This window comes from Prevotella sp. LCP21S3_D2, from assembly GCF_052118345.1.
Taxonomy (GTDB): Bacteria; Bacteroidota; Bacteroidia; order Bacteroidales; family Bacteroidaceae; genus Prevotella.
In genome coordinates this window covers 78,597-98,018 of the sequence record NZ_JBQKHJ010000013.1, presented here as the reverse complement: position 1 = coordinate 98,018, position 19,422 = coordinate 78,597, and the positions used below count along the sequence as shown (strand labels likewise).

The 19,422-nt window shown below is 43.4% G+C and carries 12 protein-coding genes; 6 read left to right on the top strand and 6 right to left on the bottom strand.

Features of this window, described 5'->3' with window-relative positions; genetic code table 11:
* The first annotated feature begins 173 nt into the window (after positions 1–173).
* From ACTQ16_RS09955 to ACTQ16_RS09930, 6 genes are all read left to right on the top strand, one after another.
* Positions 174–2,288, top strand: a complete 2,115-nt coding sequence (locus tag ACTQ16_RS09955) for an outer membrane beta-barrel protein (protein ID WP_441937271.1) — start codon at positions 174–176, stop codon at positions 2,286–2,288.
* A 206-nt stretch (positions 2,289–2,494) separates the two neighbouring features.
* Positions 2,495–3,343 carry a GLPGLI family protein gene (locus tag ACTQ16_RS09950; RefSeq protein ID WP_441937269.1) on the top strand — a complete coding sequence of 283 codons (849 nt, stop codon included), beginning with the start codon at positions 2,495–2,497 and terminating at the stop codon, positions 3,341–3,343.
* Positions 3,344–3,390: 47 nt separating this feature from the next.
* Positions 3,391–6,027, top strand: a complete 2,637-nt coding sequence (locus tag ACTQ16_RS09945; protein WP_441937267.1) for a carboxypeptidase-like regulatory domain-containing protein — start codon at positions 3,391–3,393, stop codon at positions 6,025–6,027.
* Positions 6,028–6,165: 138 nt separating this feature from the next.
* Positions 6,166–6,936, top strand: a complete 771-nt coding sequence (gene trmB / locus ACTQ16_RS09940; RefSeq protein WP_022121261.1) for a tRNA (guanosine(46)-N7)-methyltransferase TrmB — start codon at positions 6,166–6,168, stop codon at positions 6,934–6,936.
* A 194-nt stretch (positions 6,937–7,130) separates the two neighbouring features.
* The gene (locus ACTQ16_RS09935) at positions 7,131–8,024 is read left to right on the top strand and encodes a DNA-binding protein (protein ID WP_295347527.1); all 894 of its coding nucleotides are present in this window, start codon (positions 7,131–7,133) and stop codon (positions 8,022–8,024) included.
* Between the two features lie 230 nt (positions 8,025–8,254).
* The gene (locus ACTQ16_RS09930) at positions 8,255–10,606 is read left to right on the top strand and encodes a beta-glucosidase (RefSeq protein WP_441937265.1); all 2,352 of its coding nucleotides are present in this window, start codon (positions 8,255–8,257) and stop codon (positions 10,604–10,606) included.
* Positions 10,607–10,812: 206 nt separating this feature from the next.
* Here ACTQ16_RS09930 and ACTQ16_RS09925 read toward each other — a convergent pair whose 3' ends face one another.
* The 6 genes from ACTQ16_RS09925 to ACTQ16_RS09900 form a co-directional block, all read right to left on the bottom strand.
* Entirely contained in the window at positions 10,813–13,416 is a 2,604-nt protein-coding gene (locus tag ACTQ16_RS09925) for a hypothetical protein (protein WP_441937263.1), read from the bottom strand.
* Between the two features lie 3 nt (positions 13,417–13,419).
* Positions 13,420–14,295: a GLPGLI family protein gene (locus tag ACTQ16_RS09920; protein WP_441937262.1), complete on the bottom strand. Its 876-nt coding sequence runs from the start codon at positions 14,293–14,295 to the stop codon at positions 13,420–13,422.
* Positions 14,296–14,432: 137 nt separating this feature from the next.
* Complete coding sequence (locus ACTQ16_RS09915; protein WP_441937260.1) at positions 14,433–15,542, bottom strand: tetratricopeptide repeat protein; 1,110 nt, start codon at positions 15,540–15,542, stop codon at positions 14,433–14,435.
* Positions 15,543–15,599: 57 nt separating this feature from the next.
* On the bottom strand, positions 15,600–16,436 hold the full coding sequence (locus tag ACTQ16_RS09910) for a GLPGLI family protein (RefSeq protein WP_441937258.1): 837 nt from the start codon (positions 16,434–16,436) through the stop codon (positions 15,600–15,602).
* A 191-nt stretch (positions 16,437–16,627) separates the two neighbouring features.
* Entirely contained in the window at positions 16,628–18,256 is a 1,629-nt protein-coding gene (locus ACTQ16_RS09905) for a hypothetical protein (protein WP_441937257.1), read from the bottom strand.
* A gap of 157 nt (positions 18,257–18,413) precedes the next feature.
* On the bottom strand, positions 18,414–19,238 hold the full coding sequence (locus tag ACTQ16_RS09900; RefSeq protein ID WP_441937256.1) for a GLPGLI family protein: 825 nt from the start codon (positions 19,236–19,238) through the stop codon (positions 18,414–18,416).
* Positions 19,239–19,422: the final 184 nt, after the last annotated feature.

Here is a 19,422-nt window from a genome sequence, read left to right as displayed (position 1 = left end):
TTTGTCTCAGCAACCATCCAAGATATATAGATGGTTGCCAAGCCTCTGTGTCCCTTATATAAAAACATTATAAAGCCTTTAGATAGAGCTCGTTATCCCGAACTGAGGTAAGTATATCCATGTTGTTCTTGGGTGCGCTTCTGTTGCAAGCTAAGAATATAATAGCAAGGGATATGGGAGCTAACAAAGGTGATGTTCCTGCAAACATTGCTATCCTTGATTCTGATAGTAGCGTTGTTGCCAAAAGCATGACTGGTATCTCGGATTCTACAGCAATCTCTCTATCTGATGTAGAGGTGATAGGGCATCGCAAAAACATAAAGTTGTCTGGTCATAATTTACTCGTAGACGTAGAGCATGATTCTATTCTTAATCATCAGAATGATATATATGAACTGATTGGTAAGGTTCCTGGTGTCTTACATGTAGGAAATTCGTTCAATGTGTTGGGTAAGGGAGCCCCGGTCTATTATTTAAATGGACGTAAGGTGAGAGATCAAAGTCTTATCGATAACTTACCGGTTGATCAAATCAAATCTTTAAAAATCGTTGCCATGCCAGGGGCGGATTATGACACGTCGGGTTCACCTGTGATTGATATAAAAACTAAGATTTTAGGAGATGGTGTGGCTTTTAATGCCATCGGAAATATCACTCAGGCAAAGCATTTGGCTCATAAAACAGGTTTCTCTTCAACATACAATTCTGGAAAATTTGATTTGTATGGTAAGTATTACTATAGGAGAAATAATGCTTCCGAAAGTTCTGATTATGATAAACAGGTATTAGCTGATACCATTTGGAATAAAATGCAACATATTGAAAGCTTGACGCATTCTGGTAGTCATACTTATTCTGCTGGTATGACTTATCATCTGTCTGATAAATCAGAACTAGGAATGCTTTATAGTGGAATGTACACGGATGGAAAGGTTGAGACTCGGGATACATTTAGTGTCGTGCCAAATGCAGGACCTGCATATTATCTCTTTGATAAGAATAAATCCAAAAACAACCTCCTTACGCATCATGTCAATATGTATTATGATGCAAGTTTGAATCATGCCTGGCACGTGAGTGTAGTGATGGATTATATTTCTAAAGCATCGAACACTAATTCTGCTTTAAAGGAAAATCATATAGATACGAGTTCTGAGGTTTCATATATGGGACATTCTAAATGGAATGTCCTAGCTTCTAATTTCCATGCTACTCATGATTTTGGAAAGTGGGGCACTTTGGGTATAGGATATGATTTCAGCTATAGTGAGGGAGTAGACAAGATAGATTATAAACGGTTGAAGTTCGATGGTCGCTTTGAGAATAAGGAAGTTAAAAATGCAGTATTTATCAACTACGAATTACCCTTGGGGGACTTTTCCTTGAGTACAGGAATACGTTATCAAAATCTATATTCTCGTCGGAAGAATGAAAAGGCGTCTGTGATAGAGGCGCATAGTGATAATACATTCTTGCCATCGGTAACCCTAAGCTATAGTCATGGATTGTTGGTGCAGAATCTTAGCTATTCGATAGGAACAGAGCGGGCTAATTATGCAGATATGAATGATAATGTGACGTATGTGAACCGTTATGAGCAATCTAAGGGTAATAGCCAGTTGAAGACAGCCATCACTCATAGCTTGTCTTATCTGTTGATGTATAAGTCTTTGTTTCTTACATTAAATTATGATTATGTTTATCGTCCATTATTGCCGGTGATTTATTCTTTGGAAGGTAACTCGGCAGTAACGGTTTCGTCACAAGATAATTTGTCGCATCGTCAAGCTTTGTCGGCGATGTTGAATTGGCGTAATACCTATAAATGCTATACTGCATCGTTGACGGGATTCTTTCAGAAGTCAATTATGCATTATCCGGGTATTGATGGAACAACATTTCATGATGGACATCCGTCGACAATTCTTAATTTCGATAATGATTTCAAGCTTCCTAAGCATTTTCTGCTCTCTCTGTCTTGGCAACAAGTCTGGGGTGGATACATGGAGTCGATAAATGTAAAATCATCTTCTTCTGTCAATTTGAGTATCAAAAAATCTTTCTTGAACGATAGATTGCGGTTATCATTAGATGGGTATGATATTTTTAATGGAGATAGAAATCGTGCTTGTAGACAGATCTATAATGTTAGATCTAGTTTTAATACAAAGTATGAAACTCAAAAAGTAGGATTGACGTTAACATATCGTTTCCATAAGATAAAAGAAAGAGAGAATCAAACATCAGCAGAGGTAGAAATGAAGAGACTTGGTATTCCGGAAGAATAGCAAACCTACATCATTTTTACATAATAAACTGGGTTATAAATATTATGTGAGAAATGATGTAAAACGTTTGGCGGTTTGAGCAATTTTCGGTATTTTTGCACTGAGATCATTTTAATTTACTGAGCCCTCTTTAAACAAGCCTTACTTTTTTAAGTGGACTCTGTAAATGACAAAGGTGATTCTTTAAACTTAAAGGTTATATTAATATGGTTGTTAAGAGATTTTTTATAAGTATATCGGTATTATTCTTTTATGCACTTTTGTTGCAAGCTAAGAATGAGGTTATAGATCATGGGCAATTTTTGTGCTCATATTATTATTGTTATTCGAAAGATACGATAAAGAATGATGAGATAGGAGAAGATTTGCTCTATCTGCAAATCGGAGCGGAGTGTTCAAAATGCTATAGCTATTATACCTATCAGTGTGATTCTCTGATGGCTTCTCCTAATGGCGATAAACTATGGGATAGCTTCTTGACGGAAGCGATAGGGAAAGGACTGAAAGGGAAGCAATTGCGCAATGCCATACCCCATCGCAGAATGACTGCTACCATTTATAAGAATTATCCGCAAGGGGAAATGACCATTACAGATTTCCTGTTGGGGCAATATTATCTTTATGGAGATTCCCTGAATGCGCAGGAATGGAATATGGAAAATGACAGCACGAAGATGGTGCTCGGTCATGAATGCCAAAAGGCTACCTGCTGCTTCCGGGGAAGACAATGGACAGCCTGGTTTGCCTTGGATGTTCCTGTAAGTGACGGTCCCTGGAAGTTCTGCGGACTCCCTGGCTTGATTATGGAAGTGTATGATAGGGGAAAGCAATACTATTTCTGTATCAATGGAATGCAGCAGGTTAGTGCAAAACCTATTACTTTTGGGGTACAGGACAAGGAATTCAAGCGCTTTCAGAAAACGACAAGAAAGGATTTCCTGCAATCAAAATATAAGTATCTGAAAAATCGGAACAGTATCAACGAGGCTTCAACGGGAATATCTCTGGGTGGCTCGGATGAGGCTCTGAAATATGATCTGATAGAAAAAGAATAAGTATCAACGTAAAGAGAGAACGGAATGGGTTCTCTAGAAGATAATTTATGAAGCAACTGTTTTTATATCTGTGGTTTATCTGTATGAGCACTTTGACCTATGCCCAGCAAGTCACCTTGTCGGGTAAGGTGGAAGATGCCTATACGGGCAACGGACTGCAGGGAGTGATGGTTACCATCCGACCTGCTGCCGGCAATAGAATCCTGAAGTTTACCAAGACGCAGGCAGATGGAAGTTTCCTGCTGTCGCTCAATGCTATTCCGGATGGTCGTAACGTGCTGCATTTCTCGATGATGGGATATGCTGTGAAAACCATTCCTTTGTCGAAGGATACTACTGTATATCATGTACTCCTGACGGAGCAGGCTACAAAGCTGAAGGATGTTGTGGTGAAGGCTCCAAGCATCCGGCAGCGAGGCGATACCATCTCCTACAATGTGGCAAGCTTTGCCGATGCCAACGACAAGAGTCTGGCTGATGTCTTGAAGAAGATGCCGGGAATGGAGGTGTCGGATAAGGGAGAAATCAAATATAACGGCAAGGCAATCAACAAGTTTTATATCGAAGGACATGATATGCTCGGCGGCCGCTATTCCATCGCCACCAACAATATCCATCAGAAGGATGTCGGTTCGGTAGAGGTGATGACCAATCATCAACCTATCAAGGCTTTGGAAGATATGTCGTTCTCGCAAGACCCTGCCATCAACATCAAACTGAAGGAATCTGCCAAGAGCCGTCTGGTAGGAACGTTGAAGGCAGGTGGCGGTATGGAGCAGAAGAAAGGAGAGAAGTTTGGTAAGCTGAATGTCTGGGAAGGCGAGATGTCGTTGATGCGCTTTGCCAAGAAAGCCCAGTCGCTCAATACCTTCAAGAGTAATAATATAGGTACGGATGTAACCGGTGAGGGCAATCTCCTCTTTTCGGATGGTGGAACTGGAGTGATGGGAAATTCTTATAATCTGAAAGATTACGTGAATGTTACGCCCGACCAGCTGACGGATATTTCAGACAGCCGTGTGCGTAAGAACCAGACCCATGTTTTCACAACCAATAATCTCTGGGTATTAGGCAAAAATACGGATTTGTCTTCTCAGATAGTCTATACCCACGACCGTCTTCTTTCTTCCTCATTCAGTAATACCCAGTATTTCCTGAATGATTCAACCGTTTATGATGTAGAGGATGAACAGGCAAAGCAGAAGCAGAACAGATTGGTTGCCGACTTTACGCTGACTTCGAATGGCGAAAAGTCGTATGTTGCCAATCAGCTTTCCACCGACCTGGCCTGGAATGATGTCATGATGGATATTGCCGGCTCTTATCCTAATCATCAGCAGGTCAAGATGCCGAAGTATAAAGTATCAGACAAGCTGGAACTGTTGCAGCGGAGTGGTAAGCGAACCTATACCTTTAACACGTATAATGCTTATATGGTGAATCCGCACTCTCTGTCTGTTGATAATTCGCAGCAAACGGCTTATCAAAGTGTTCGTTCGGCAGCATTCTTCAGTCATACCAATACTTCGCTCGGCTTTTTCCTCAAGCCTTTTACCGTCATGATGAAGGTAGGCTTGCAGGTATTGAGCAGAACGATGAAGAGTCATCTGGAGGGAGTACCCGATTCCCTGGGTAATATGCGCAATCAGTTGGGCATGACCTTCTTCCGTGCCTATGCATCGCCGGAGGCAGAGTATAACCAGGGTGGCTGGCATATCCGTTTCCAGATGCCTATCACCTTTACACCTTATTATTATAATGATAAGTTGATGGGAGCGAAAGAGAACGCCAGCAAGACACAGGCTGCTCCTCAACTCAGCGTGAGCTATTTCCTCACCGCCCGTTTGCAGGCTACGCTTTCCGGTGGAATCGCTCAGCGGGAAGTGGATGAACAGAATTTCTATCAGGGTCTGCTGATGCGTGATTACCGTAATCTTTATACGGGTTTCGTGGATTATACCGCCGACAAGAGCAAGCATGTTTCCTTCAACATCAACTATAAGCGTCCTCTTGCTACCGTCTTTGCCAATGCCTACATCCGCAAGAGCTGGTCTGACAGTCATCTTACGGTGGCTCGTGATTTTGTGGGTGATTATATCATCAACTCCTATTTCTCCAACAGCAGCAGTTCTGAAAACCTGATGGCTGGTGGAAAGGTAAGTAAGGGATTGGGATTCATGCATGGACTCGTTAGCGTAGGTTTTGATTATCTGAGGTTTGATGGCTTCCTGCGTCAGAACGATTCTCCTTCAGCCTATTCTTCTGATAACTATATGTTGTCGGCAAAATGGAGTGGTCGTCCTGTGGATTGGTTCAATTTCACCTATGAGCTGAACTGGGATAAGGATAAGATGGTATTGAAGAATTTGGGTTTCGATTCTTCCTCTACCAATCTTGCCCAGAATCTCACTTTCAACTTCCAGCCATTGAAGTCATGGTTTATCAAGTTGCATGGAGAGCATTATCGCAATCAGATAGCAGATCATCAGCACAAGAATCTTACTCTTGCCGATGCATCCACCAGTTATGGCTTCAGAAATGGTATGGAGTTGAGTTTGACTGCGCTTAATCTTTTCAATCAACGCACCTACGGCTATACTGTTTATTCTGGGTTGACCCGTACGAGCAAGGAGTATCAGTTACGAGGTAGGACAATACTGATGTCTATGTTCTTTCATTTTTGATGATGGAGGCAACAGTTCTGCCGTTTCTGAAAAGAATTTCCGGTAGATTTGGTTAAATATCAAAAATTATAAATGTAATTGTAATAAGAGTTTTTATAATTTTTGTACCTTTGCACCCAAACGAAGAAAAAAGAATCAATGAGCAAAGGAAAATTAGCAAAGTTTGCGGATATGGAGCGTTTCGAGAACGTGTTCCAGTATCCATATAGTGTTGTAGATGACGTGCCTTTCGATATGAAGGGCAAGTGGCGTGAGATGTATTTCCACAATGATAACCCTATCGTGCTGGAGTTGGGATGCGGCAAGGGTGAATATACCGTGGAACTTGCCAAGCTCTATCCTGAGATGAACTTCATCGGTGTGGATATCAAGGGTGCACGTATGTGGACCGGTGCCAAGAAAGCGATAGAGGAAGGACAGAAGAACGTGGCTTTCCTCCGTACCAACATCGAGATTATCGACCGCTTCTTTGCCGAGGATGAGGTGCAGGAAATCTGGCTCACCTTCTCTGACCCTCAGATGAAGAATCCTCGCAAGCGTCTTACATCTACTTACTTCATGAACCGTTATCGTCATTTCCTCGTGGATGGCGGTATCATCCATCTGAAGACGGACTCCAACTTCCTCTTCACCTATACTACTTATATGGTGGATGGCAACCATCTGCCTGTGCTCTTCCGCACAGAGGACCTCTATCATCAGGAGGGTATCGATGAGGAAACACGTAAGATTCTCTCTATCCAGACCTATTATGAGAGTATGTGGATAGAGCGTGGCTTGAACATCAAGTATCAGAAGTTCGCCTTGCCACGTGAGGGTGAGCTGGTGGAACCTGATATTGAGATTCCGCTGGATGATTATCGCAGTTATCGCCGTGATAAGCGAAGCTCAAAGGATACAGCGAAGTAAGTTGTTGCAATATATATTTAAAACCGCCCAACTGCTGATATGTGGTCGCACATCAGCAGTTGGGCGCTTTTCTTGCCGTTATCGGCAAAAAAAAAGAGGGAGGATAATCGCTTTTTCGTTGTTTTCTTGCCGTTATCGGCAAAAAAAGTGTTATATTTGCAGTCGAAATACAAACGTAAACTTGCCGATAAAATATGGATTATATATCAGTGAAAGAGTTTGCGCAGAAGTATGGGGTATCAGAACGAACTGCGCGTAATTATTGTGCTTCCGGGAAAATTGAGGGAGTAGTGTTGGTGGGAAAGACATGGAATATTCCTGCCGATGCAACCTTGCCTATGCGTAAATCCAAGAAGCAACAGGTTTCTCCTCTTCTTTCTATCCTTCGGGAACAGAAGAATATGAAGCTGAAAGGAGGCATTTATCATCGTACTCAAATAGACTTAACCTATAATTCCAATCATATCGAAGGAAGCAGGTTGTCGCATGAGCAGACTCGTTTTATTTTTGAAACCAATACGATAGGTATTACAGACCAAAGTGTAAGGGTGGATGATATCATTGAGACAACCAATCACTTCAGGTGTATCGATTTGATTATCGAGCAGGCTGATGAGAAGTTGACCGAAAACTTCATCAAGAAACTTCATCTTATTCTCAAGTCAGGAACTTCTGATAGCACCAAAGATTGGTTTATGGTGGGAGATTACAAACGCTTTCCAAATGAAGTGGGGGGAATAGAAACTTGTGAACCGGAAATGGTACACAAGGAGATGGTAAGATTGCTGAAGGAGTATAATGCCAAGAAAGAAAAAACGCTGGAAGATATTATCGATTTCCATCAGCGCTTTGAGTCTATTCATCCTTTCCAAGACGGTAATGGAAGGGTGGGGCGACTGATTATGTTTAAGGAGTGCCTAAGCAATGGTATCGTTCCGTTCATCATCACAGATGAGTTGAAAATGTTTTATTATAGAGGATTGCACGAATGGAATCATATTAAAGGTTATCTGATGGATACTTGTCTTACAGCACAGGACTTCTATAAGCGTCTGCTTGATTACTTCCAGATTAAATATCAGGACTAGTCTTAGGTTAGGGATATGTATAGTATGTTATTCTCTTACTATATCTTTTGTTAAATCCGGGAATAATCTTGTTGAATTCAAGAAAAAAAGGTGGAAATGCTTGGTGTTTCCACCTTATTTTATTAAATTTGCAGCAAGTTTTTGAAGAAATGCAGTATTCTAAATGACTGCATGAACCTGAAGAAAAAACTAACAGAATAGTAATAACTAACTAAATAAACGACAAAATGATGAACTACAAGAAATTGGCTCTTACCGTTGCGGCTGGAGCGATGGCAACAACAATGATGGCGCAATCAGCACCTCAGTTGAATGCCAACAACATCGATGAAGTAATCAAGGCGATGACCTTGGAAGAGAAAGCCCAAATCTTAGTGGGTGGTGGTAACGATGGATTCGTGGGCAGTGGCGCTATGCTCGGACACCAGAAGAAGTTCGTGCCGGGTGCTGCGGGTATTACTGTAGCCATTCCTCGTCTCGGCATTCCTGCTACTGTTCAGTGTGATGGTCCTGCCGGTGTTCATATCGATGCTCATCGCAAAGGTGACAGCCGTAGCTACTTTGCCACCGGTTTTCCTATCGGAACCTGTCTGGCTTCTACCTGGAACACCGACCTGGTGCGCAAGGTGGGTGAGGCTATCGGTAACGAAACCCTGGAGTATGGCTGTGATGTTGTGCTCGGACCGGGTATGAACCTGCATCGCAATCCGCTCTGTGGTCGTAACTTTGAGTATTATTCAGAAGACCCAATCGTAACAGGTCTTATCGGAACCGCCTTTGTACAGGGTGTGCAGAGTCAGGGCGTGGGTGTAAGTGCCAAGCACTTTGCCGTAAACTCCCAAGAGACTGACCGTACCAAGGTGGATGAGCGATTGAGCCAGCGTGCTCTCCGTGAGTTGTATCTGAAGGGTTTCGAGATGATGGTTCGCAAGAGCAATCCTTGGACTATCATGTCTGCCTATAATAAGATTAACGGTGTTTATGCCCAGGGCAACAAGGGGCTCCTTACTGATATTCTCCGCAACGATTGGGGATATAAGGGAATCGTGGAGACCGATTGGATTGGTAAGCGTGCCGACCTTCCGCTGGAACAGGAAGTTGAGGCAGGCAACGACCTGATGATGCCGGGTTATCCAGCACAGGTGCAGGATATTGTTGATGCCGTAAAGAATGGCAAGCTGGATATCAAGGATGTAGACCGCAATGTTCGCCGTATGCTCGAATATATCGTGAAGACTCCTCGATTCAAGGGATATAAATATAGTGGTGAGCCAGACTTGAAGGCTCATGCAGCTATCACCCGTCAGAGTTCTACCGAGGGTATGGTACTTCTGAAGAATGATGCCGCTCTTCCTATCCAGGGCTTGAAGACCGTAGCTCTCTTCGGTGTCAACTCTTACGATTTCATGTCGGGTGGTCTTGGCAGTGGAGCCGTTAATGTAGGCTATTCTGTAGATATGGTTACCGGTTTGAAGAACATCGGTGTGGCAACTACTCCTCAGCTTACGGAAATCTATCAGAATTATGTGAAGTATGCCAAGGCTAAGTTGAAGGCAGACAAGAATCCGATGATGTGGTTCCTGGATCAGGGTCAGCCAAAGCTCGATGAAATCGAGATTACTGAGCGCTGTGTAGCTGGCGAGGAGCCAAAGGCAGATGCTGCCATCATCACCATCGGCCGTCAGGCAGGTGAGGGAATGGATCGCCAGATCAATGGTGAGTTCAACCTCAGTCAGATAGAGCAGGATATGATTTTCCGTGTATCTGATGCTTTCCATGCCAAGGGCAAGAAGGTGATAGTCATCATCAACTCTGGTTCTGTGATGGAGACAGCCAGTTGGAGAGACCGTGTGGATGCTATTCTCGTAGCATGGCAGCCAGGTATCGAGGGTGGTAACTCTGTAGCTGATATTCTGACCGGTAAGGTGAATCCATCGGGTAAGTTGACCATGACCTGGCCTATCGCTGCTACCGATCATCCATCTACAGCCAACTTTGCCAAGGATTACGATATGTACACCTACAAGAATCTGTTGGATTGGAGCAAGGGCAATATCAAGGGTTACGATTATAGCAACCACGAGGAGGATATCTATGTAGGTTATCGCTACTTCGACACCTTCAAGAAGAATGTGGCTTATCCATTCGGTTATGGTTTGAGCTATACTACCTTCGAGTTTGGCAAGCCATCAGTCAAGGCTAAAGGCAACAATATCGAGGTTAGCGTAACTATCAAGAATACCGGTAAGGTTGCCGGCAAGGAAGTTGCTGAGGTTTATGTCACCGCTCCTAAGGGTGCTTATGAGAAGCCTGCCAAGGAACTCAAGACCTTCGGCAAGACCAAGTTGCTGAATCCAGGTGAGAGCCAGACTTTGAAGATGACCCTCGAAAAGCGCGATCTTGCCAGCTTCGATGAGGTCAACAGCCAGTGGAAGGTAGATGCAGGTAACTATCTCTTCAAGGTAGGTAGTGATGTGGAGAACATTAAGGGTACTGCTACATTGAAGGTATCTGAATACACCGAGAAGACAAGCAATGCCTGCGCTCCTAAGGTTCAGTTGAACTATCTGAAGCAGAAGTAGTCTATGTAAATAATATTCTAGAAAGAGATAATCTAGAAAAAACTCCCGGAAAATGGGGGAAGAAGAGATTGAAAATTTTCCCTTAAGGGAAGATTTTTCACCTCATTTGGTCTATAAAGTTATTTCTTTATAAATTTCGCGGCACCTATTTTCCTATCCTCAAAAGCAAAGAACTCCCGTCTCTTTTCTGAGATGGGAGTTCTTGTTTAAAAGGAATACTGGGCGGAAATCATCAGTTCGCGAGGGCGAAGATAATAGCTGTCGGTCAATGTACTGATGCCGCTATAGATGGTTTCCATATAATTCTTCTTGTTGAAAAGGTTTCGAAGCTCTGCTGAAAGGCGGAGCTTTTTCATTCTCCATACTGCCGAGGCATCGCCAAGGAGGGTGTTAAGGTGGCTGCCCTCTTGCAGCTTATTGTGATAATGTACGAGCGAGAAGGAGAGGTCCACATGGCTGATGGTAGCGGTGGCAGATATGCTTTGGCGCCAATTAAATAACGATGACTTCGCCATTTTTTGACGTTTCGAGTTGTAAAAAGAGAATTCTCCCTCATAGCTAAAGGCACACCAGGACGGCGAGAAGTCGATGCTAGGCTTCACAGTATAGTTGTCCGCGGTGTAGCTGATGGCTTTGCCGCTGCTGTATTGCTCCCCCTTGCTGTAGTTGTAACTGCCCTCCAGGCGGGTCTTCAGATGAAGGTCGTAGAAACCCTTGGAGATATAGAGCGAACCTCCGATGTTGTTGCTCTTGCTGTCCTGCTTATATAATGAGGTATAGTATTTGCCATCCTCGATGCGTAGGTCGGATGCCGTGTTCATCCAGTTTTTGCTGGCATTGACCGATGCGCTGAAGAAGATTTCCTTGATAGGGCGCTTGTAGTCGTAACTCAACTTGCCATAAAGAGAGCGAGTTATCGGAATGATGTCGCTCGAAGTGTACCAAGAGCGATAACTTTTGCGATATTGCTTCATGGCGTAGTTGGTGGCATTGCCCGTTCCAGTACTGTATCCTGTGTAGATAGTCAACTCTCTACGGAAATCCAATTTCTTATATAAGTAAAGGTAGGGTGATACGGTAAGTAGAGTTTTCTGTGGATAGGTGAAGCGTTCCCAGATGAAATCGGGAGAGAACGACATACGGAACGTCTCGGTCTTGTATTGCCAGTAAGGGGTGAACTTCCCTGTGATGTTAAGGCTGTTTTGACCGATTTCATCGTGACTGTTTTCGATGAATCCGTTGTTTTTGCCGATTTCATCGCTTCTTTCCTGATATTTTGCATAGATGTTGTTGAGGTCGATACTCATTCTATATTCCTGTGTCCAGTGGAAGCGATTCCTCATCCACTGTAAGGCGTGGGCAGTATGCCAAAGGTTGGTGCGGATGCGATTGCGCTCGTCGTTAACGTAGAGGTCCGCTACACCATGGTGATAGTCGGCAGTGCTACGCCAAGAGAGTTGACTTTTCTTGAAGACGAAGAGGCGGTAGATACTTGCCGAGAGGTCGAGCTTTGGGATGCGGACACGTTGGGTAAGCGTGTCGTTGATGTTTGACAAACCGTCGCTTTGTGCTGCGCTGAGGCTGATGCTCTCGTTGCCATAATGCTCAGTCTTGTTTACCTTGTTCTCCCATTGCAGATTGAAGGCATCGCTGATCATTGTCTTGTGGTTGTGCTCCGTGGTAACTGTGGGAGCTTCGCCACCGAGGTCGTAGATACTCATGTTCTCTCGCTCTTGTCGGGTTACCGTACGAAGATAGTTGGCTTCTATGCGAGTCTCTGCATCGTCCTTGTTCTTCTTGATATGGTTGATGGAGTATTTTTGCGAGGTGTTGAAGCGCAGGCGTTCTTCGTCGATAGGAGCGTCAAGCGATGGTACTGATATCCATGATGGAAGGGAGGCAGGAGCCAGACGATTGCTGTAAGATGCGAGTTGGTTAAGTGCATAGCCGAGATTCTTGCCTGTCCTGTCGTATTCTGCATCATACATCATCTGTTTCTTCTTGCCAATTTGCATGATATTGATGCTTCCGCCTACGTGGGTAGGACTCCCAACCAGCAGATAGGGCTTGATGGTAGGCAACAGTTTGTCTCTGGCACTATCCTTCAGGGCGATGTTCATCGCTACATTATCCGTAAAGGTCTTGTTCTGGAGCGCTTGGATAGGTTGGTCATGCTCGATGACTTCGGCCTTTTTCACATCTTTTGCCTTGATGTTTTCTTCCAGCTGGTTATATTTGCCACCGGTCAGGTCGAGCCCTTCTACTGTGAATCGGTTGATGGGCTTGCCATTGTAGTTGATACGGCCATTCTTCTCTATATCCACGCCTGGCAGCTTTTTCAGTACATCTTTCAGGGAGTTATCTCGTTCGTTGGTAAAGCGGGTGAGATCGAAAGAAATGGTGTCTCGACCCGTGATGCGAGAGCCTTTTACTTGTACTTCCTTCAAGACAAAAGCTGTTGAAGCCATACTGATAATGGTTTCTTTTCCCGATGAAATCGATGTTTTTGTCTTTTTATACCCCATAAACGTGGCCTGCAGTTTGTCGTTGGCTTGCTTTTCGGTGATGGGGAGCACGAAGGTTCCGTCTTCCTTGCTGCGTGTAAACTTCAAGGGCTTTCCATTGCGGAGCAGCGTGATGGAGACGTTGGCTAGACGGTTATGGGTCAATGAATCTTCTACATAACCATGAATCCCGGTAGCAGTGTTGTCGTCATCGAGTAAGATAGGAGTGTTTCTCTTGCTCTGCATCGCCATTGGGATGCAGAACATGAGAAAGAAAGCGATAAAACTGATAATTATTCTCTTCATTTATTATTGAAGTTCAATCGGATTGAAGACATTCTTCTTATTCATGAATTTCTTCATGTCAATTGGGTTGCCCTTTTCGTCCTGTATTTTTATGTTCTTGATGTTTAATGTTTCCAATACCATTCCTGGCGTAAACTTCTTTTTGAATTCTCTGAGGTCTTTTTGGCAGATCTCTTCTCTCTTAGCCTTGGGGAACGTGATAGGTGTTGGTGCTGTCAACGTACTCATGCCGATGGCTGTGAATGAATATTCTTTGTTTTCATCGTATGCTTTCAGTGTCAAGCCCGGCAGTCCAATCAGCTTCCAAGGACCTTCTGGAAAAGGAATGTCTTCGGCGTACCATGCATACCAAGTTCTTCCCTTGAAGTTGGTCTTGGCTAGTTGGCAATGATTGCCGATGATGGTTGTTGCGCTGTCGGGGATGAGTTGCCAGTCGGGTGTCTCCACGTTCTCTGTGCATTTGTAATCTGTAGTGCCGACAGATTCCAATTGGATGGATTTGCCAGTAGATGGATAGTTCTTGTAGTAGGAGAACGGGAATCTTCCACCTTTAGGTAAATCTGAGAAGTCGAAATTGCCAGTCTTGGCTTTTTCGACCATGAGTGAATCCTTTACCTGTTTCGTTCTGTCATAGAAGCTGGTCGCCTTTTCACCAATGTCGAGGCGCATCTCGCTATCCGTGTAGATGAAGGGTTTGATGGAAGGATTGTTCACCCATTTCCCCTCATAGGTAATGCGATACTTGGCGTTGTCGATGTTCTCGACTTCCTCCTTACTGTTTCCCGAGATAGAGCGTACAGTGACTTTTGTGACTTGTGCTTTTGTTGCAGCACTTCCCATAAAGAGCAAGGTTGCTAAAGCTAAGATGATTTTCTTCATAATTCTGCCTTTATCTGTTAATCTGCTTGCAAAGTTATACTTTTTGTGGCACTCTGCAAAAAAAATGTAGCTATTTGTAGCTTTTTAATAGACGCTAAAACTAGCGAAGAGTAAACTAAAAAGTTATCTGTTTTATTTTACATTCCTTTTAGTTGCTCCTTTACTTTCGCTGTAAGTTTAGCTTTTTCCTTTTCATCCTTCAACTTATCAGCTTTTGCCAAGAACATCTGGAGATAGAGTTTTGCCTGTGGCTTCATCTTGGCTCCGATATACATTTGCGCAGCATTATAATAGTTGTGAGGATCGTCCTCGTCATCATATTCGATGCACTGGGCGAAGGCATGACCTGCATTCTCGTATTCCAATTTATAGTAATAAAGCTCAGCAAGTTGCTGGTTTACATATAGTCCACGGCTGCGAGGGTAAGCCACGGTTATAGACCGTTCCAGGTTGATGATGGCGTGTCTTGCCATGGTTTCCTTTTCCACGACGTTCTTAGTCTGTTCGGAAATCTTCTTGCAAGTCATGCCCAAGTAGAAGAGACAGTTCATATTTGGGTTGTCTTTCTTCATCTCTGCCGCCTTGTTCAGATAGGTATAGGCTTCTCGGTACTTTTCCAAGTTATAATAGCACAATCCTATGACGAGGTTAGACTCAAAATTGTCGAATCCATCGGCTATAAGCTTCTTGTATCTAGGGATGGCTTGCTCGTATCTAAGCTGTAAATAGAGTGAATAGGCAAGCTCCTTGTTGATGAGAATATTCGTGGAGTCACGTTTTTCAACATACGACAAGGCGAAAGCTGAAACCATTTCAGGCTTCCCATGGTTGTTCCATTGCTGAAGTAGGGTGGCAAATACCTCCCCGTCGTATGGGTATTTGCCATAGATAGTCATGCCATATGATTCTACCTTTTTTTTATCGCCAAGATTAAGATAGGAATAGAACATCATGCGCAAGTCTTCATGGTTGAGACTGTCGTTAGGAATGCTATCCATGCAGGCGATGCAGTTTTTGTTGTCGCCACGAAGACGATAGCAAGAAGCGAGCTTTCTGAGAACATTCAAATCGTGTGGATGCTCATTGATATATTGCTGGTAATAGGTGATGGCATGGAACGAGTCATGCTCGTTCATGCAACTGTCGCCCTGCAGTATCAAGCGATGGATGGGAGTTTGTTCTTTCTTGGCTGATATTCCGATGATTCCAATGAATACCAAACAAGTGATGAATATAAATCTTTTCATTCTTATGTTGTCCGTTTGTTGTTATGATGTAGATACGATCTGTTAATCGAGCTGGAGTTACTCCAGCTCGATAGGGTTGCCCTTGTTGCTTCGGTTTAGAGCCTTGATGGCACCTTCGGGTAATTTCTTAAACGTAACTCCAGTTTTTCTCGCTGTTGCTTTGAGAGCTTCTGCGCCATCAAATTTATGCTTAGCCTCTCTTAACTCTTTCTGTGTTACTTTCTCTCTTGCCTTTTCCGTGAAAGTTATGCTTTCGGTCCCATTCAATGTGCTCATACCGATAGCATTGAATATGTATTGTTTGTTCTGGTCGTAAGCAAGTAGAACAAGACCAGGCAGTCCAGAAATTTTCCAAGGTCCTTCGCTTATAGGTATGTCTTCTGAGTACCAGGCATACCAGGTCCTGCCTTTGAAGAGTGCTTTTGCCAGCAGGCATTTATAGCCGATGATGGTAGTTGTGCTATCTGGGATAAGCTGCCAGTTTGGTACCTCGATTTTTTCTGTACATTGGTAATAGTTACCAAGGACTTTGTCCAGTAAAGTTGTTTGCCCCTTTGATGGATAGTTCTTGTAGAATTCCCAACGGATTCTGCCACCTCTAGGAATTTTACTCATGTCATATTGCCCCGTCTTAGCTTGTTCATCCATGATAGAATCGGATATTTGCTTGGTTCTATCATAGAAATGAGTTGTCTTGCTACCGATGTCCAGTCGCATTTCGCTCTCCCAATAGTTGTAGGGAACTGCTGTGGTATCTGGTACCATTTTTCCATTGTAGGTGATGCGATAGTTTACCTTGTCAATATTGACCACTTTCTCATTTTTGTTGCCTTTCTGAGCATTCAAGCTGCATACTGTGAGTATGGCTGCTAATAATAATGTTATTCTTCTCATAGTCGTTTGATGTTTTGAATTTCGGATGCAAAGGTAACACAAATGATAGAGATAGCCAAATCGGAATTACATGCCAGTGAGTACAGATGTATTGATAGCGAGCGAGTTACGATTAGAAAAAACTTAAAATACAAGCTTTTTGTAATGCTTCGATAAGTTAATGGAGTATAGCGAAAAACTTATGGGAGTGCTTATCTGATGATGTCGTCAAATGACTCTGCTCCAGTGTCACTCTTGATTCTCGACTTTCTTACCCTGATATTCGAGAGAGAGTATTGCAGGATTTGCATCACTTCCTCATCGCTCTTGCCGATATGGTAGAGGATGCAGAAGAGGCTTTGTGATGGATTCAAGTCGTAGTTCTCCAATCGTTTGTTATACGTCTCGTCTATCACCTTGAAGCTGGCGAGAAGTTGTCGGATGCCTTGCTTACCTATCTGGCTGATGTTTTGATTTTGTATAGTCATCGAATAATACACCAAGCCTTGGCTGATGTCTGTGAGCTCGGTAATTTGAGCCTTGTATTCCTCGATGTCCTTGTCACGACGTTTCAGTTTGCGAAGCTGGGTGGTGATTTCGTGGTTTAATCGTTCGCATTGCTCCGATAACGAAGAGTTCTCCACATCTTTTAACTGGTGCAGTGACTCATGCAAGTTTTTTATAGTTTGGTGAGCCTTTCGGATTCTGGAAATAGAGAGGTAAGTCATCGTCAGGAGAATGATGAGCACGATGATGATTCCTACAAATATATAGGTCTTAACCTTTTCATAGCGATAACGGGTGTTACCACCCTCGTACATCAGTTTTACTTGCTTTTCCTTTCCTAAGTTTTCGTATTTGACAAGCAAAGGAGCTTCTTGTCGTAGTTCGTGGGCAACACGCTTTGCCATGAGCGTATCTCCTTTTTGTAGGGAGAGAAAATATAAGGGGAGATAATACTTATATCCTAAAGCAAAGGAATAGGATCCCCATGGCTGTATGTATTCTTGATTTATGCTATAGTTTTCTTTGATATGCTGCATGGCGAAGGCATGGGTTTCCTTGCTGTTTCTTGTGAGCAAGCGATAGAAATCGATGTTGTTGTCATATTTTACCCCGTGATTGTCTTGCGCTTTCTTTGCATAGCTTATCAAGATGGAATCAGGCACATCGCCCCTGTCCATCAAGGCTTGGAAGTAATGATAGTACATGGGTCCCAAGGTGCTGTCCTTGTTCTCTTTTATTTGATTAGCAACTTCGAAAGCTTGGTTGGCAAGTTCTTGATCTTGGTTGTTGATGCCACGATAGAGTAGTGCCCAGGCACGGTAGCGGATATTGTTGGTTTGGCGAGCCTCGTCTTCTAACTCTACGGTGTAAATGTTTTGGTGGGTAATGCGACACAATATGTCGTACATATCCAGCTTCTCCTTTTCTCTCATGTTGCTATCGTAGGCGATGGCCTGTGAGAACCATTTGATGGCTTTTGTGGTATCTCGATAGTTGTTGAGTATCGAGGCTCCCTTATAATATAAGGAACGTGCAAGAAGGGGCTCATCCTTTTCGTTCACGAAGATGTTGATGGCATCGTCTATGTCGTTTTCTTTATAGATGTAACCCTTGAGTTGATACTCTATCTTGGCTGTTAAGAGCTTATAGTAGCCTTTGTCGTCGTTGCTGTCAGCACGAGAGAGAAATACCTTGGCTTGTGCTGGGTATTCGTCGGCAAGGTCGTCTATCTCAGGGAAGGATAGGCGATATCCTGAGTCCATGCAACTGGCGAGAATGGCTAGCTGCATGATAGTGAACAGAAATATGATGATTTTCTTGCTTGTATAAATCATATTGTTATCGTCAAATTATCAACTTTACATTTGTTGTTTCAGAAATCTTTTTGCAAAAGTACAATAAATTGTCGATAAGAACAAGAAAATAAGCTTTCTATTTCAGATTTTTGTAAAAACTCGCAAAAATCTGAAATGGAAAGCCTTTGAGATGTCCCTATCGCTCGATTGGATTGAATACACGTTTCCTTGCTTTTGGTTTGATAGGTTTTCCATTCTCATCTGTCCATTTTTCATCTCTTAGTATCTCGCTTCCATCGTCTCTCTGCTTGATTTTGGTGAGGTCAGACTGGGAAACTTTCTCAGCCTTTTCTGGCTTGGCGTATTTGAGAGTCTCCTTGCCTTTCAAGTCTTCCAGTCCGATGGCGTTGAGATAGAATTGTTGCTGTGCATCGTAGGCACGGAGTATGAGACCAGGCAGACCGCAGAGTTTCCAAGGACCTTCTGACACAGGGATATCCTCAGCATACCAAGCTAACCAAGTTCTTCCCTTGAAGTTGGTCTTGGCGAGTTGGCAATGATAGCCGATGATGGTTGTGGTGCTGTCTGGGATGAGTTGCCAATCAGGAGTCTCGGCCTTTTCGATGCAGTGATAGGTTCTCAAAGCCCACGATTCTTGAAATAGGGTCTGACCGTTCTTTGGGTAGTTCTTGAGGAATTCAAAGTCCATGCATTTTACCGGCTTGGCTTTTCTTAGGTCAATGACACCGCCTGAAAGCATCATTTGTAAGACTTGCTGTCCCCATTGCTCCTCGGACTGGTTATAGAAGTGAGTGATGTTGCTACCGATGTCGAGTCGCATCTGTGCCTTGCGATAGATATACGGCATTTCTGTGGTGTCGTTTACCTGTTTTGCATCGTAGGTGATGCGATACTTCACTTGGTCGAGGGTGAGTGTGTCCACGCCCGATCTCATCTGTGCTTTTGCGGTCAGGCTGCCTAAGGCGAGGATGGCTGCGAAAATCAATGTAAGTTTCTTCATGTTCTCTATTTATTTTTTGATGCTTATTTACGAGTAAGACGCAGAGATAGGGAAAAGGTAAACAGAATAATGACGGTCAGTTGGATTATCTGAAGCAGAAGTAGTCTATGTGAATAATACTCTAGAACGAGGCAATCTAGAAGAAACACCCGTAAAATGGGGAAAGAAGAGATTGAAAATCTTC